The organism is Clostridium sp. (assembly GCF_021443865.1).
Classification (GTDB): domain Bacteria; phylum Bacillota; class Clostridia; order Clostridiales; family Clostridiaceae; genus Clostridium.
In genome coordinates this window covers 90224-107665 of the sequence record NZ_JABUTB010000015.1, presented here as the reverse complement: position 1 = coordinate 107665, position 17442 = coordinate 90224, and the positions used below count along the sequence as shown (strand labels likewise).

General features: G+C 28.1%; 18 protein-coding genes and 1 riboswitch. Of the genes, 1 reads left to right on the top strand and 17 read right to left on the bottom strand.

What is annotated here, in order from left to right; all coding sequences use genetic code 11:
• Window positions 1–72: 72 nt before the first annotated feature.
• The 9 genes from HUJ77_RS04300 to HUJ77_RS04260 form a co-directional block, all read right to left on the bottom strand.
• Window positions 73–627 (bottom strand): hypothetical protein, encoded by a 555-nt coding sequence (locus HUJ77_RS04300; protein WP_291707342.1) that lies wholly within the window; start codon window positions 625–627, stop codon window positions 73–75.
• A 20-nt stretch (window positions 628–647) separates the two neighbouring features.
• Window positions 648–1115 (bottom strand): pyridoxamine 5'-phosphate oxidase family protein, encoded by a 468-nt coding sequence (locus tag HUJ77_RS04295; protein ID WP_291707341.1) that lies wholly within the window; start codon window positions 1113–1115, stop codon window positions 648–650.
• A gap of 287 nt (window positions 1116–1402) precedes the next feature.
• The gene (locus HUJ77_RS04290; RefSeq protein WP_291707340.1) at window positions 1403–2113 is read right to left on the bottom strand and encodes an N-acetylmuramoyl-L-alanine amidase; all 711 of its coding nucleotides are present in this window, start codon (window positions 2111–2113) and stop codon (window positions 1403–1405) included.
• A 143-nt stretch (window positions 2114–2256) separates the two neighbouring features.
• A complete protein-coding gene (locus tag HUJ77_RS04285; protein ID WP_291707339.1) occupies window positions 2257–3447 on the bottom strand; it encodes a DHHA1 domain-containing protein in 1191 nt (396 codons plus the stop codon).
• A gap of 8 nt (window positions 3448–3455) precedes the next feature.
• Window positions 3456–4409: a serine hydrolase gene (locus HUJ77_RS04280; RefSeq protein ID WP_291707338.1), complete on the bottom strand. Its 954-nt coding sequence runs from the start codon at window positions 4407–4409 to the stop codon at window positions 3456–3458.
• A gap of 206 nt (window positions 4410–4615) precedes the next feature.
• Entirely contained in the window at window positions 4616–5449 is an 834-nt protein-coding gene (locus HUJ77_RS04275; protein WP_291707337.1) for a MetQ/NlpA family ABC transporter substrate-binding protein, read from the bottom strand.
• A gap of 205 nt (window positions 5450–5654) precedes the next feature.
• A complete protein-coding gene (locus HUJ77_RS04270; protein WP_291707336.1) occupies window positions 5655–6293 on the bottom strand; it encodes a methionine ABC transporter permease in 639 nt (212 codons plus the stop codon).
• Entirely contained in the window at window positions 6293–7321 is a 1029-nt protein-coding gene (locus HUJ77_RS04265) for a methionine ABC transporter ATP-binding protein (RefSeq protein ID WP_291707335.1), read from the bottom strand. The genes HUJ77_RS04270 and HUJ77_RS04265 overlap by 1 nt, the downstream gene beginning before the upstream one ends.
• Before the next feature lie 127 nt (window positions 7322–7448).
• Window positions 7449–7591, bottom strand: a riboswitch (SAM riboswitch).
• Between the two features lie 81 nt (window positions 7592–7672).
• The gene (locus tag HUJ77_RS04260) at window positions 7673–7960 is read right to left on the bottom strand and encodes a DUF503 domain-containing protein (protein WP_291707334.1); all 288 of its coding nucleotides are present in this window, start codon (window positions 7958–7960) and stop codon (window positions 7673–7675) included.
• Window positions 7961–8403: 443 nt separating this feature from the next.
• Between HUJ77_RS04260 and HUJ77_RS04255 the strand changes: the two genes are divergently transcribed.
• Window positions 8404–8913, top strand: a complete 510-nt coding sequence (locus tag HUJ77_RS04255) for a GNAT family N-acetyltransferase (protein WP_291707333.1) — start codon at window positions 8404–8406, stop codon at window positions 8911–8913.
• Window positions 8914–9119: 206 nt separating this feature from the next.
• Here HUJ77_RS04255 and HUJ77_RS04250 read toward each other — a convergent pair whose 3' ends face one another.
• The 8 genes from HUJ77_RS04250 to HUJ77_RS04215 all read right to left on the bottom strand — a co-directional run bounded on the left by HUJ77_RS04250 (window position 9120) and on the right by HUJ77_RS04215 (window position 17357).
• Entirely contained in the window at window positions 9120–9782 is a 663-nt protein-coding gene (locus HUJ77_RS04250; protein WP_291707332.1) for an HD domain-containing protein, read from the bottom strand.
• 270 nt (window positions 9783–10052) lie between these two features.
• Complete coding sequence (malQ, locus tag HUJ77_RS04245) at window positions 10053–11531, bottom strand: 4-alpha-glucanotransferase (protein WP_291707331.1); 1479 nt, start codon at window positions 11529–11531, stop codon at window positions 10053–10055.
• Between the two features lie 124 nt (window positions 11532–11655).
• Window positions 11656–12672, bottom strand: a complete 1017-nt coding sequence (locus HUJ77_RS04240) for a LacI family DNA-binding transcriptional regulator (RefSeq protein WP_291707389.1) — start codon at window positions 12670–12672, stop codon at window positions 11656–11658.
• An 87-nt stretch (window positions 12673–12759) separates the two neighbouring features.
• Complete coding sequence (locus tag HUJ77_RS04235) at window positions 12760–13653, bottom strand: ABC transporter permease subunit (protein ID WP_291707330.1); 894 nt, start codon at window positions 13651–13653, stop codon at window positions 12760–12762.
• 1 nt (window position 13654) lies between these two features.
• Entirely contained in the window at window positions 13655–14572 is a 918-nt protein-coding gene (locus tag HUJ77_RS04230; protein ID WP_291707329.1) for a sugar ABC transporter permease, read from the bottom strand.
• Between the two features lie 61 nt (window positions 14573–14633).
• Complete coding sequence (locus HUJ77_RS04225; protein ID WP_291707328.1) at window positions 14634–15842, bottom strand: maltose ABC transporter substrate-binding protein; 1209 nt, start codon at window positions 15840–15842, stop codon at window positions 14634–14636.
• A 114-nt stretch (window positions 15843–15956) separates the two neighbouring features.
• The gene (locus tag HUJ77_RS04220; RefSeq protein WP_291707327.1) at window positions 15957–16907 is read right to left on the bottom strand and encodes a helix-turn-helix domain-containing protein; all 951 of its coding nucleotides are present in this window, start codon (window positions 16905–16907) and stop codon (window positions 15957–15959) included.
• A 258-nt stretch (window positions 16908–17165) separates the two neighbouring features.
• The gene (locus HUJ77_RS04215; protein ID WP_291707326.1) at window positions 17166–17357 is read right to left on the bottom strand and encodes a hypothetical protein; all 192 of its coding nucleotides are present in this window, start codon (window positions 17355–17357) and stop codon (window positions 17166–17168) included.
• Window positions 17358–17442 lie beyond the last annotated feature (85 nt).

The window sequence follows — 17442 nt, the reverse complement described above, 5'->3', positions numbered from 1 at the left end:
ATAATGAAGAGTCTTTTTTCCTATTGTCTACTTGACAGGGTCAAGTTTATAAGGAGTTTTTAAAGTTCTATTCTATTCTTTAAAAATATTTGATATTTCAGTATATAAAGCTTCCTTATCTTCTGATTGTATCTTATAAACTTTATAATTTGGCCTTCTTATATATCCACTTTTCCAAATTTCAATAAATCCTAACTCTCCATCAGTATTTTCTAATGAAATAAATACTCCTTCTCCACCAGTTGCATCAGCAAAATTAAAAGTTCTTGTATACTTATATTTTTCTAGCAAATTAAATAATTCTTTTCCATTTTTTAATTCTATTTTACTAGTATTAGTACTGCCATAGCTGCTAATAGTTTCATAATTTATATTTTCACCTATTCCTACTGCTTCATATATATCTACTGGTCTTGAAAAATAAACTATAAATGCTATGGAAATTATCAATATACCTATAAAAGTTATTATATTATTTTTTATTCTTCTTATTATATTTTCTTTTTTCTCTTCATCTCTATGAGGGGATTTTACTCTTTTTCTTAATAAAATGTAATTATAGATTATAAATATAATTGTTAAAAATGCTAATCCTATAGAAATTAAATATAAATAGTTACTTATCATTTTTATTTCTCCTAATATATTTATTGATGTTCCTTGGCAGAGAAATCAGTAACATCTACCTTAAAAACAGATACAGCCTTTGCATGCCTGTCTTCAAAAACAAAATCTTTTTCGGCTTGGTGCTTCATAAGTAATGAAAGCGCTACTTTCTTTTCTTCCATATCTTCAACTATTGAAGCAACACCATTACCTATAACACTTTTATAAGCAAATCCATAAAGACAAGGAATTTCTGCTTCAATTAATCTATGTGCACAATCCATTTCAAAGGCTACTTCTGGATTTTCCATTATAGCCTCTAATTTTCTTCCTCTTTTAGCGGAATGAAAATACAAAGTTAACTTATCATCTAAATATGAATATCCAAAATTAAGAGGTAATATGTACAACCCTTCCTTATCCTTCATAGCCAATCTAACAACCTTACAACTGTTTATTATTTCGATTTTGTCTTTAATGTTTTTTACTTCCCTATCTACTCTTCGCATATTTATCCACCTTTCAAGTCTTTTAAATATTATAACTTTATTTACTCTTTTTAACAATAAAGATAATATCTCACTATTAGAATAATACTACAAATATTAAATAAAAATACGGTACAACCTTCTTAGCCATACCGTACTTAAATCCCCTTATTTACCTAACTATTTAATTACTTAATTCTTTACTTATATAATTCTGTCATGCCTTTATTTTTTCATTATTATATTATTTCATTTTTTCATTCCTTAATTATTAACTTCCCTCTTGCCTATCTCTTCACTCTTACTTATTAGTTCTTACTTCTATTAATTATATTCTCTTCAGGATATGGAACAACATAGGCATCTTTAAAACCTTCATTTTGTAATCTAATAACCTCTTCTTCAGCTGTTTCATAATCCCTATAATATCCAATGCAAATCCTCCAACCTTCTCTAGTAGGAGTTTTGGGCTTTTTAATTGGAAGATCAATTAAAACTTTATTAACCATAGTTAAACAAGCTTTTGCTACCATATATCCATATTTAATACTACTAAAGTTCTTTTCTATGTCTTCATTTGATAGGAATTCAGCTTCAATAATAACTGCAGGCATCTTAGTTTGCCTTAAAATAGTGTAACTTGCTTCCTTTATTCCTCTATCCTTTGATTTTAAATTAGCAAGTAATTCATCCTTTAGAAACCTTGCTAATTCTTCTGATTTATGACCCTTTTCAAATATTACAATTTCAGTTCCTGTAACAGAATTATCTACAAAGGAGTTCATATGGAAGCTAACAAAATAATCTGCCTCCCAATTATTTGCTATTTCTACTCTGTCTATGACATCTAAGTATATATCAGATGCTCTTGTAAGCAATACTATTTCGCCGTTTCTTTCTAATAATCTTTTTGCCTCATAAACAGCTTCTAAAGTAATATCAGATTCTCGTCTTCCATTTTTACCTACTGTTCCTGAGTCTTTTCCGCCGTGACCTGCATCTAATACCCATTTTGCCAACTCTTTCCCTCCCATTATTTATATAGTTATAATATAAATATTTCATTACTTATATTCTAGTATATTGGGAATTTCGATAGTTGGTTACAAATTTAATTTTTATCATTAAAATTTCAACAATATGATATGTCTATATATCAATCTTAAAAATTGATTTTTTTATTTATATTATCTAAAAACTCTTCTATTTTATTAGCTTCTCCTAATCCTTGTGCTAAAGTCTTGCTTCCTCCACCTTTTCCATTTATTATAGAAATATTTTCTTTAAGGATTTTACCCATATTAATATTATCTATATTTTTTGAAGCAGAAAGAATAACGTTAGCTTTTTCCTTATTTTTTATTGCAAATAAACAGATAAGATTTTCTTTTTCTGTTATTTTATTAGAAAGTCTTGTAACATACTCTGTGGATTTATTTAAAAATATTTTCTCAATAACAATATATTTATCTAATTCTTTTCCTTCTTTTATAAGCTCTACTTCTTCCTTCTTTAATAACTCTTCTTCTAATATCTTCTTCTCAACTTTTAATTCTTCTAGAGAATTCTTTAAATTCTTTATTCCATTTAAAGCTTCATATTCATTGCTATTTAAATAATTACAAATTTCTCTAAGGAATTTATCTTTAAGTAATGAATCCTTAATAGCTCTTTCTCCCGCTAAGAATTCTATTCTTGTATTTCCCTTGTTTTTCTCAAACTTTTTAATTTTTATCATTCTTAAATCTGATGTTTTACTAGGATGTACTCCACAACAAGCATTAATATCTAAGTCTCCGATTTTAACTACTCTAATATCCTCTTCTGTATTAGGTAAATCCCTTCTTAAATTCATATTATTTAATTCTTCTTCATTAGGAACTAAAAAGCTTATCTTTATTCCCCTATGAATAACTTCGTTAGCTAAGTCTTCTGCCCTTCTAACCATTTCTTCATTAAGTTCACCTATAATATCTACTGTACTTATTTCTTTTCCTAAATGAATACTTACTGTATTGGCATTAAATAATTTAAAAAAGCAACCTGATAAAATATGTTGTCCTAAATGCTGATGCATTCCATCTTCTCTTCTATTCCAATCTATTTTACATAATACATTATCATTAATTTTAAAAGATTCCTTTAATACATGATAAATTAGCTTATTTTCTTCATAGACATCTAAAACTTCATTATCATTTATGTATCCTAAATCACAGCTTTGCCCTCCTCCCCCTGGGAAAAAAGCCGTTTTATCTAAAACAATATGAAATTTCTCATTAATTTCTTTAACTTCTATTACCTTGGCATTAAATTCTTTTATGTATTGATTTTCATAGTATAACTTTTCCAAAGTATCACCTACCTTTTACTTTCTTCTACTATAGTATATATTTCTCTAGATAAACTAGCTATAAGTTCAAAAGCTTCTTCTCCCCAATCAAGTAAGTATCTTTCATTTTCTCCACCCTCTTCATAAGGTTCTGTGCTTAAATCTCCAATATCCTTAGTTAATACAACTAATATATAAGGATCTTCACCATAAATTATCCCTATATCATGATAATATCTATAATAATTCCCAATCTTATGGGCAACTTTATCATAATCTAAATATTTATCTAATCTATCATGATAAGTAGTTTCAGTCATATATTCTATAAGCTGATTATAATAAGGATTATTATCTGGATTTTCATATAGTTTATTTAATAAAATACCAAGTTGCCTTGCTGTTAAATAATTTCCGTATGGAATACTATTATCTTGTGTTATCTCCTTCATATAATCAGTAATATCATTTTTTGCTACTCTTATTAGCATATTTTTAGCTATATTATCAGAATTAACAATAGATAGATAAATAGCTTCGTTAATAGTTAAATTAGGCACCTCTTCTAAATCATATAATAATCCACTGCCTATTTCTCTATCCTCTTCAATAAAATAAAGCAAATCATCTAAGGACTTTTCTCCTCTATTTACCTCATCTAAAATTAACATAGATAAAGGAACTTTATTGGTGCTTGCCGCAACATAATATGTATTTTCATTCAAAGTATACTCTTCATTAGTATTTAAATTTTTAAAATAAATAGCTACATTATCCTTATAATCTCCTAAGACTTCATTTACTTTTCTATCAATTAAATCTATACTATTTTTACTTTCAGATACTTGTTTACGCTTATTATTAGTTGACCCTAAATTCTCTTCATTAGAAATACCTTTTTCCATAATTGAATTATCATTAGCTTTGCATCCTATAAAAATAGTGGTAACAATGCCTAATAATAATATGTATATCTTTTTCATTAGTCCCACCCTTTTCTTTATTTCTATCCAATTATAACATATGCATTGAAGTAGATTTTATTTATTAATACTAAAAAAATAGATAAATACTATATTAATTTCTCTTAGATTCTCTAAGTGAGACTTACATAATACTTATCTATTTATATATTTAACATATTAATTTCTAATTTCACTTTGAATTTTAAAGCACTATTTATAATTTCCTAGAATGCTGGAATTACTGTTCCATCACTATATTTTTCTTCTATAAAATTCTTAACTTTTTCAGAAGTTAAAGCCTTTGTTAAAGCTTGAATCTTTTCACTATTTTCATTTCCTTTTTTAACAGCTAATATATTTCTATAATTTTTAGCTGCTTCTGCATTTGCATCTTCTATTGCTAAAGCTTCTTTAGATGGATTTAATCCTGCTTCAAGTGCATAGTTTCCATTAATAACAGCTAAATCTACTTCTTCTAATACTCTAGGTAATTGTGCTGCTTCTAACTCTTCAAATTTTAAATTCTTAGGATTTTCTGTAATATCCTTAGGAGTAACTAATTCTCCATCATTTAATTTAATTAAACCTGCCTTTTCAATTAATCTTAAAGCTCTAGCTTCATTTGATGGATCATTTGGTATAGCAACTGATGCTCCATCTTTAATATCTTTTAAATCTGTAATAGATTTTGAATAAGCTGCTAATGGTTCTAAGTGGATAGCTGCCGTATAAGTTAAATCTAATCCCTTACTTTCATTAGTTTCATTTAAATAAGCTATGTGTTGGAAGTAGTTTGCATCTAATTCCCCTTCATCTAATGCTGTATTAGGTGTTACATAATCAGTAAACTCTACTATTTTTACTGTATATCCTTCTGCTTCAAGATCTGGTTTAATTTGTTCTACTATTTCCTTATGAGGAACAGGACTAACCCCTATTGTTATTGTTTTATCTTCAGATGCTGAACCCGAGTTATTATCTGCCTTATCTCCACATCCTACTAAGCCTATTGCTAAAGCCCCTGCTAATAAAATTGATAAAATTGATTTTCTTTTCATATTTAAAGCCCCCTTATAATAATTGATAATGCGTAATGCATAATGCATAATTAAATGAAATAATGAAACTTCTCTTTTGCTACCGCAAAATCGAAATGAAAGAATTAAAGAATATTGGTTGAAACTCCTTCGGAGTTTCTTCACTAATTTTTTCATTATTTCATTTTTTAATTTTTTCATTCTCTAATTTTTTAATTCATTAATTTTATTGTGATAATTTTTTATATAAATAATTTCCTAGTGATTGTAGAACTTGTACTATTACTACTAAAATTATTACTGTTACTATCATTATATCTGTTTGATATCTTTGATATCCATATCTTATTGCTAAATCACCAAGTCCACCTGCTCCTACAGTTCCCGCCATAGCTGAATACCCAATTATGCTTATTATTGTTAATGTTAAGCCTGAAATTATTGATGGTACTGCTTCTTTAAGCATAACCTTATATATTATTTGAATATTTGATGCTCCAAATGACTTAGCTGCTTCAATTACTCCTGGATCTACTTCTTTTAAAGCTGATTCTATTATTCTTGCTACAAATGGTGCTGATGCTATAGTAAGTGGAACTATTGCTGCTGTTGTACCTATAGATTTTCCTACTAATAATTTTGTAAATGGCATTATTGCTACCATTAAAATCAAGAATGGAAAACCCCTTAAAATATTAATTATAGTATCTAAAGTTTTATAAACCCCTTTATTTGGCTTTAATCCCTTTGGTGCTGTTACTATTAATGCAATTGCTGGAATAAAACCTAATATTACTGAAAATAATGTTGAGAAAAATACCATTATTATGGTTTTATTAAACCCTTCTATTAATATTTCTGACATTAATTAAGCACCTCCAATACTATATCTCTTTCTTCGAGATAAGCCATAACCTTGTCCTTATCTTCTTCCTCAATATTTATAACTAAATTTCCTAATATATCTTCTCTAAACTTTTCAAGTTTTCCCCAAACAATTGAAAAATCCACATTTAAATCTCTTGCCATTTTGGTTATAAGGGCATTTTCAGAAGATGTACTTGGGAAATATAATTTAATATTAATACCCTTATCAGGTAAAAGATCCTCTTCTTCTCCAAGGAACTTTTTAAGTGATACCCCTGGTCTTAAGAATAGCTCCTCTGAATTCCCTTCTGCTTTTAGAATTCCTCCCTCAATTAATGCAACCTTCTCACAAACTTCTTTTACTACTTCCATTTGATGAGTTACTATAACTATAGTTATACCTAACTCTTTGTTAATCTTATCTAAAAGTGATAATATATCCTTTGTTATCTTAGGATCTAATGCAGAGGTTGCTTCATCACAAAGTAATATTTTAGGTTCTAATGCCAATGCTCTTGCTATGGCTACTCTTTGTTTTTGCCCTCCACTTAAACTAGCTGGCTTTACTTTTGCCTTTTCAGAAAGTCCTACTAATTCTAAAAGTTCATTTACCCTTTCATTTATTCTTTTCTTTCTATAATCTCTGTAGCTAATACCTTTTTTATCGCCTAAATTATTTCTATACTCTTTATACTCTTCTTCAAATCCCCAAACTTCTAATGGTAATGCTACATTATCAAATACAGTTTTTCTGTTTAATAAATTAAAGCCTTGAAATATCATACCTAGCTTTTTTCTAAATTCTCTTAATTCATAGCCTTTTAAATCTTTAACCTCTTTTCCCATAACATTTATTGAACCATCTTCATAACTTTCAAGTCCATTTATACATCTAAGTAAAGTTGATTTCCCTGCTCCACTATGTCCTATTATTCCATATATCTTTCCTTCTTCAATTGATAATGATACATGTTTAATAACTTCTACATCATTAAATTTTTTAGTTAAGTTTCTAATTTCAATCATTTATGTCCCTCCTAAGAACTTATATGATAGGTATGTTTTTATAAAATAATAAAATAATAAAATAATAAACAAAAAACGCACTAGAGAATAAATTCTCAGTGCGTACAAATTCACTTATTGATTTATTCTCTCATCTATCAGCTTAAAAGCTGCAGGATTTAGCACCAAACTTAATATGAGTAATTTAGCCTAATATAATTAAGCCTATCACATCCTATTATAGGTTGCTGGGTTTCACAGGGCCAGTCCCTCCACCACTCTTGATAAGAAACATTAAAAAATGTTTATTAAATTTTATATTAATACTATACTGTTATTAACCAAAATTGTCAATATTTATTACAAAAAAATTTAGAATATTATTACTTCCCTTTTTATATTCATTAGCTCTGCATCTGTATTTTCTTCAACAAAATTTATGATGTTTTCATATGTTGAATCCACTTGTGCAGTTGTTGCACAAATACTTGATATTCCGATAGTAATATAATTATGAATATCCTGATTACCTACTTCATTTACAGATATATTAAATTTATTTTTAAGCTTTTGAGTTATACTTCTAACTACCATTCTTTTCTCTTTTAAAGAATGAACCCATTCAGCCCTTAAATTTATAGTCATAACTAGCACTTTCATAATATCACCCTTTTCTTTATATTATACCCCAAACTTAAAATTAATGCACAACTATAATGCGTAATGCTTAATATCAATGCATAATGCGTAATGCATAATGCATAATTATGGTTAAAACTCCTCCGGAGTTTTTTTAATGAAGAAATTAAAATGTAGAATTAAGGAAACAATTACCCATTATGCATTTTACATTCCATTAAGGCCTCTTTGCTGAAGCAAAATTGGCATGAAAAAATAAAATAATAATTAAAGCAAAAAATAATTGATACCTACATTTTCAGGGGGTTAATACTATATCTAAATCTTTTGGGTATTTCTCCTATAATTAATAAGTTACTTTCCATAAAAACCTCATTTACTCTACCATTATGGTATACTTTATACTAATTATATACTTTCAGTATTCTTATATTAAATATTAAATTAAATATGGAGGTAATATTATGAAAACTCATTTTAGAACAGTAGAAGAAAATGAATATGTCAATTTTAAAAAAGATGTTCAAGAGATTCTTTCAATTTCTGTTATAGAAGAATTTGGAGATAATGATGAAGAGGTTATATCTGATAAAGAAATTGATGAAGTATTATATAACCCAAATGTGGAGGTTTATTATGTTTATATAGATGAAAAGAAGGTTGCTGGAGTTGCACTGAAAATAGATAAAAGTACCCATCATAACTCAATAGACTTATTATATGTTTATCCAGATTGTCATAGTAAGGGAATAGGATATACTGTGTGGAAAGGTATAGAAGAAAAATATCCAGAAACTAAGGTATGGGAATTAGTAACTCCCTATTTCGAAAAAAGAAACATTAACTTCTATGTTAATAAATGCGGCTTTAAAATAGTTGAATTTTTTAATAAATATCATCCTTATCCAGGTTTTAATGATTCAGATAGTGAATTTAAAGAAGATTTCTTTAGATTTGAAAAAGTAATGAAATAATAAAATTGGGGATTTCTTAGACTTATTAAGATCAAATTAAAAGGGGCTGTATCAAAATAAATTTTGATACAGCTCCTTTTATAAATTTCATAATTCAGCTTGCCTGAATTATTACAACAATTACGCATTGTGCATTATGCATTATTAATTATTTAAAGGAAACTCACTACTCACTCTGTTCGTAGGAGTAACTTCCACTAACTAAATCAAAGATTTAGAGTCTCAGTTAAATTCCATTCTCTGTAGAATTCTTCTAAGAAGTCTTCCATAAATTTATGTCTTTTTTCTGCTATTTCTTTTGCTGTAGCTGTATTCATTAAATCCTTTAATTTTAATAGTTTTTCATAAAAATGATTTATTGTATGGTTTTCTGCATTTTTAACTTCTTCTAAGGATTTAAAATCCATAGGCTTTATTGCTGGATCATAAATTGGTCTATTTTTATGTCCTCCATATGCAAAGGTTCTTGCTATTCCAATTGCTCCTATAGCATCTAATCTATCAGCATCTTGAACTACTTTTCCTTCTATTGTATTTTGAGTTGAGTCTACAACTCCTCCTTTATAGGACATAGTTTTTATTATTTTTATTATTTTTTGGAATGAATTCTCATCTACTTCTAAAGACCTTAGAAAATTTTCTGTAACTGTAGTACTATTATCATTTGTATTTGAAAACTTCCAATCATCTATATCATGTAGTAAGGCTGTCATTTCAACAATAAATGTATCTGCATTTTCCTTTTCTGCTATATATTTAGCTAAGTTATATACTCTTTCTATATGGAACCAATCATGTCCACTTCCTTCTCCATATAGTTTGTTTTTAACAAACTCCTTAGTTTTTTCTATAATTAAATTTTTATCCATTACTTATCCTTTCCTCTATAAGAAAATTACTATCTTTTAATATTTAAATTTAATTGTACCCTAAAACTATTATTTTTTCATTTATTATATTTTTAATTTCATTCCATAAATACCTATTTTGAGCAACAAAAAAGTGCCTAATTAATTAGACACCTTTTATAATAGCACTATATTAAAATATATAATTAATATATTTTCGTAATTTGTATTAAATAAAGTTTATACTATTACTTGCTAACTCTCTCCGAACTCTTACTTATTACTTATTAACTATAACCTATTATAAAGCTTAGTTAAATCATAAATTTCTTTTGCTAGTTTATCAGTAAAATCATTTTCTTTTGCTCTCCACATCCAGTTTCCACCTAGAGTTGATGGGAAATTCATTCTAGCTTCTTTTCCTAGACCTAAGAAATCTTGCATAGTTGTAATTGCTAAGTAAGCAGTACTTGCCCATACTCCTCTTATAAACCCTCTAGCTATGCCTTCTTCGTAAGTTAACTTAAGATATTTCTTAGCCTTTTCTATTTCTGCTGTGCTTCCTGTTGAGTTGTACCAGCCACATACTGTATCATTATCATGAGTTCCTGTATAGGCTACACAGTTTAGTGGATAGTTATGTGGTAAATCTCCACTATCTTCTCCACCAAAGGCAAATTCAAGTATCTTCATTCCTGGGAAACCTGTATAATCTCTAAGTTTGATTACTTCTTCTGTCATCATTCCTAAATCTTCTGCAATTATTTGTACATCTCCAAGCTTGTCTTTTATTGCTTTGAAAAGCTTAGTTCCAGGTCCCTTTGTCCACTTACCATTTTCAGCTGTTTTATCTCCATATGGAATTTCCCAATAAGCTTCAAATCCTCTAAAATGATCAATTCTAACTACATCATATATTTTAAAGCTCTCTCTAACTCTTTTTATCCACCATTCATACCCATCTTCTTCTAGGGTTTTCCAATTGTAAATAGGATTTCCCCATAATTGTCCTGTGCATGAGAAGGTGTCAGGAGGGCAACCTGCAACTGTTATTGGTTTCATATCCTTATCTACTTTAAAATATTTAGGATTACTCCAAATATCTGCACTATCTTCAGCCACATATATTGGTATATCCCCTATTATAGCTATTTTATTTTCGTTAGCATATTTCTTTAAGTCATTCCATTGCTTAAAGAAGATATATTGAATAAATATCCAATAATCGATCTCATCTTTTAGTAAGGCCTTATAATGATTCATTGCTTCTTTTTTTCTAAGCCTTATATCATCATCCCAATTATGCCAACTAACTAAATCAAAATGATTTTTAACTGCCATATATAAAGAATAATCTTCTAACCAAAATTTATTTTCTGATATAAATTCTTTTAATTCCTTAGTATACTTTCCTTTTGAATTCTCATAAGCAATTCTAAGAACCTTATTTTTATTTATAAATAACTTTTGATATTCAACTGCATCCTCTTTTGAACCATAATCTAAATTTTCATAGTCAACCTTATTTAATAAGCCTTCTTTTTCTAATATATCGAAATCTATAAAGTATGGATTACCAGCAAAAGCTGAAAAACATTGGTATGGAGAATCTCCATATCCTGTTTGCCCCAGGGGAAGTATCTGCCAATATTTTTGTCCACTTTTTTTTAAGAAATCTATAAATGAAAAGGCTTCCTTCCCAAAAGTACCTATTCCATACTTTCCAGGTAATGATGAAATATGCATTAATATTCCACTACTTCTTTCCATTTTACTACCTCACTTCTACCAAAGTTGTATATTTTTAACACAACACTAGTATAACATTTTTAATAAAAGATTTGCAAAATTCTGTTTAAGGGTATAATCTTAAAATTTATAATAATAATTTTTATTATTCTATCCTAGGGTTTGTTGATTCTCTTTTTATTAATTCTGTATTAAGAATAATGTGTTTATTATCTGTTTTATTCATCATTAAATCTAATAATAAATCCACACTAATTTTAGCCATTTCCACTTTAGGTTGTATAACTGTTGTTATAGTAGGATTATAAAATTCACTTATATCCATACCATCGAATCCTATAATTGAAATATCTTTTCCTACTATTAATCCTTTATCTTTTATAGCCTTAGCACATCCCACAGCCATTATGTCTGATATTGCAAATATAGCTGTAACTTCCTTATGTTCATCTAAAAATTTTGTGGTTTCTTCATAGGCTCCTCTATAATCATAATTACCTAAAATTCTATATTCCCTATTAACTGAAATTCCATTATCAATTAAAGCTTTTAAATATCCAGCTTCTCTTCGATGACTAATTCCAATATCAAATTCATCTCCTAGCATTAAAGCTATATTTTTATGACCACAATCTATTAAATACTTAGTAGCAGAATAAGCTGCTTTTTCATTATCTATTGATACTGATGAAAATTTAGATAACTCTTTTCCATACTTATGATTAATAGATGTTAGCACTATAGGAACATTGATATCTTTAAAGTCATCATTCTTAACGTCTGTAAAGTTTCCTCCAAGACATATAACACCTTGTAGTCTTTTTTCTTTTATTATAGATATTAAATTATTCATTTCATCATCACTTAAATAGTCATGATGCTCTAATATCATTGAATACCCTGCTTTAGATATTCGTTTACTAATTAAATCTAACATTTCTGAGAAGAAAGGATTAAATACCCCTTTTATTAATACCCCAATATTATTTGAATTGTTCTTTTTTAAATTTCTTGCACTATTATTTGGTATATAGTTATTTTCTCTTATAATCTCTAAAACTTTTTCTCTTGTCTGTTCTTTAACGTCTGGATGATTATTAATTACACGTGATACCGTACTAACCCCTACCCCAGCTATATTTGCAATATCTCTTATGTTTATCATAACGCCCTCCAAAATCCGACAAAATATTCGGTACCGTTTCCATTATAAACTATATTTTAACAAAATTTATTCTATTATATTATACTATTCCTTTACTGATCCAGAAACTAATCCACCTGCTATATACTTTTGGAAAAGCATAAATATAATTACAATTGGTGTTGTAGCCATTACTGCCGCTGCTGAATATTGAGTCCAGTTTGCTGCGAATTGATCCTTAATAAATTTTTGTAATCCAGTTACAATAGTTTGTACATCTGCATTCTTTAATATTGCTGAAGTAAACATAAATTCACTATAAGCTCCTATAAAGGCAAATAAGAATATAACTATTAACATATTTCTTAATAAAGGTAGTATTACTGATGTAAATACTTTAAATGTAGATGCTCCGTCAATATACGCTGCTTCAACTAATTCATCTGGAATACCATCTACTGCTCCCTTTAAAAGCCAAATATTATATGCACTACCACCTGCTAATATAAGTATTAATACTATTGGTTTATTAGTTAAGTTATATGTGAAAACTATTCCCATTATTGCTGGTAATGCCATAGCTGCTGGGAACATTTGAAGTATTAGTAAACTCATAAGCCCTTTTTTTCTTCCAAAGAATCTTAGCTTAGAGAAAGCAAAAGCTGCTGGAACTGATAACACTAATTGAAGCACTGCAACACTAGTACAAATAATTAGTGAATTTTTAAGCCATAATAAGAAATTTGTTTTTTGAAATACTTTTATATAATTATCAAGAGTCCATTCTCTTGGAAAGAATGATGTTTGAGTAAAAGAATTTCCCTTTGCCATAGATGCAGAAATTACAGCTACTATAGGAAATAATGTTATTAATACCATTATCCATATAAATATTCTTCCAAACCAAGCTGTTCTTATTTCATCAGGTCTTAGTTTCTTTTTATAAACTACTTTTTCTTTTTTCATTGAAATATTTTTTAAATTTATTTCTGTTTGCATATTACTCAACCTCCTCAAACTGACCAGATGCTTTCATTTGAATAAGTGAAATTGTTGCTATTAATATAAATATTATTATACTAAGTGCAGATGCAATCTCAAATCTACCAAATTGCATTGAAAGTTTGTAATTTACTGATGCTAATATGTCTGTATATCCTGCAAATTGAGTAGTTAATCTTGGAGGGCCTCCTGCTGTAATTAAAAAGGCTGAACCAAAGTTATTAAAATTAAATGCAAAGGATGATATTATAAGTGGATATGCAGTTTTAGCTATTGATGGTATTGTTATATTCATAAATTGTTTCCATTTAGTAGCTCCATCTACCTCTGCTGCTTCATAATATACTTCTGGTATTGCTGCTAAAGAACCTAAGCAAACATTCATCATATAAGGGAATCCAAGCCATATATTAACTATTAGTATACTTATTCTCGCTAAATTAGGATCTGTTAGCCATTTTAAAGGTTCTTGAATTAAATTAATTTGCATTAAGAAATTATTTATTTGTCCATAGCTTCCATTAAATAATCCTTGAAATGATATAATAGCAACTGATGCTGGTAATGCCCAAGGAAGTATTAAAATTCCTTTATAAAATCCTCTTTCTTTAATGTTAGGGTTATTTAAAACTAATGCTATAACTAACCCTAATAAGAAACATCCAAGGGTTGATATTATTGCAAAAATCATCGTCCATCCAAATACAGGTAAAAATGTTTCTTTAAATGGTCCAACCAAAACTTCTATAAAGTTTGATAAACCTACAAAATTAATTTCACCTTTAGAATATTGAGTATAATCAGTAAAAGCATAGAATACTGTTGATATTACTGGAAATAGTGTAAATATGCATATTGAAATAAGTGCTGGAGCTAAGAAATAATAAGCTTTAGGACTTTTACTCTTCATGCCCATTTAAAATCCCCCTTTATCTTTTATAGAGATAGGTATACACCTATCTCTATTTAGCTATATATTATTTAATTTGTTTTATACCTTCTTTAACTTGTTCAACCATGTTCTTACCAGCAGTTGCTGCATCAACTTGTCCAGAAGTTAATAATTTTAAATTGTTACCAGCTGGTTCCCACATAGCTTGTACTTCAACTATGTTTGGCATTGGACTAGCAACTTTAGCTTGTTCCATAAATGCTTTAGTATATTCATTATCAATAGAATAGTCTTTAGCTACTGGAATTCTGCTACCAGTTTTATAAACTATATCTTGTCCCTTATTAACAAACTCTTCCATAAGCTTCCATGCTAAATCTTTATTCTTAGAATTTTCATTAACAAATGAAGTTTGAACACCTAAGAAAGTACTTGGAGCATTTCCATTTAAAGTAGGCATTGGGATAACACCAAAGTTTAACCCTGCTTCTTTAGCACCAGCAACATCCCAAGGACCTGAGAAATAGAATCCAGCCTTACCTGAAGTAAATTCTCCCTTAGCTATATCACCAGTAATATCTGCAGCCATTAATTTATCTTTATTTACTAAATCAGAAATAAATTGAAGTCCTTTTACAGCACCTTCATTACCAAGTCCAATATCACTTGGATCTAATGTACCATTATTGTTCTTATAAACATATCCGCCATTAGCGAAAAGGAATGCAGATGAGAAATAGAAATCATTTATATTATAAACAAATCCAACTTCTTTTGCTTGAGCAACTAACTCTTCCATAGTCTTTGGAACTTCTTTAACTAAATCTTTATTATAGAACATTGATGTTGTTTCTTGAGCAAATGGTATAGCATAAATCTTACCATCTATAGTTACTGCATCAACTAATGCTTTAGAAGTATATTTATCTTCTGATACCATTCCAGCAGGTACTTCTGCTGCAACTCCAGCTTTTTGGAATGTTCCTAAATTATCATGTGGAACTCCTAAAATTATATCTGGTCCGTTGTCACTTTGAGCAGCTTGTATCATTTCTTGGAATTTTCCTTGGTCTTCAACAACGCTAACTTCAACATTATTTTCTTCTCCCCAAGCCTTAGCTACCTTTTCAAATTCTTGAACTTCGTTTGTAGTAAAGTGAGACCAAACAGTTAATGTTTTCTTTTCTTCTGAAGTAGCGCCCCCATCTTCACTCTTACTTCCACAACCAACAAATGCAGTTGTTGTAATTATACCAGCAATTAAAACTGCTAATAATTTTGAACGTTTTACCATAATATATTCCTCCCAAAATCTATTTTTGATCTTTATATTATAAACCCTTTTTAGGTTTATTAACTTATTGATAACATTTTCAGGTAACCTTTCCGGTACCGTTTCCACTTAACCCTATAACCTGCTACTATTTATAGCTTCTTTCCAAAGTAAGAATAGTATTTTGAATTCTAGCGCTTCATTGAAGTTAGAAATATCATAATTGATGATCTTTTTTATTTTATCTATTCTATAAAACAATGTGTTTCTATGAATGTATAATTTTTCAGCAGACTCACTAATCTTAAGTCCTTCTCCAAAAAATACTTCTATAGTCTTAATTAGCTCATTATCTAATTTAGAAAAAATATTATTATATTGCTTATATGCACGAGTTATTTCATCATCACTTGCGTTATTAACCATTTTTTCAAGTAATAAAGAATTTTCTCCGTAAACCTTAGATGCCAATTCATATTTTATGCAAATTCCTATATTTCCTTTTAAGTATTCAAATCTTTCTTTTAATTCTTTATATTCATTTATATTGCAGTAAGTCATATAGACTTTTTTTGTTATATTCTTACTTATTAATTTGAATAACTCATTTATTTTTTCCTTGCTAATTTCATTTTTGCTTATAATTAGAATATATTCATCCTGAGTTACTATAATACTGTCATCTTCTAAAGGATTATTTTTTATTATTTCCAAACCTTTTTTTACTTGTTTTTCATTTAGATAAACAAGTATTAATTTGAAAGGCTTGTACTTAATAACTTCTTTTAAGATATCATCTGAAAATTCTTTTCCTCTTAAAATATCTTGTATAATTTCCTCCTTAGACTTAACTGTATTTCCAAGTTCCTGCTCTAAAAAGCATTTTAATAAGGCTATACAGTTACTATAATTCTCATAAGTTTCTAATGTTAATTCTTCTGTGGGAATATTAATTGGACAACTTATGGTTTTTACATTTACTTGAGAAAGAAAATCTGCTAAGATGGCTCCATCTTTATCGACTAGCTTGAAGGGAATCTGAATTTCTTCACTTATCTTTTTAAAAGAATTTCTTAATCCATACATGAGCTCCCTCCCATATAAATTATTTATTTTTAGAAAACCGGTAACGTTTCCAAAGAACTAAGAAATAAAATGTATAATTATTTTATACATTATCTTTCTATAATCCAATTATATAATTGGAATCGTTTTTATTCAATAGTATATTTGTACAATTCAGGAAAGTTTTTTTGTGTTTTTATCCAAGAATATTTTATTATTACATAAATAATATATATAATACAAAAAATGGGGCTGTTGCCACAGCTCCATTTATATTAATTATTTCATTTTCTTAATAGATTCTTTCATATCATTTATCATAGAAGAAAAACTTTCTTTAAAATCTCCACCTATTTCTTCCACTTTATCTATTAATTCTGATATTTCCTCTGCAATTTCTTCAGTTAATTTACCAGACTTAACATCTTTGTAAAGTTCCTTCATTTTCTTTTCTATATCTTCCATACCCATAATTATAAACCTCCTAACTAATATACTATTATAATTAGCTTTTCATAATAATTTATACTAGTTAGTTATAATTAGTATTATTTTT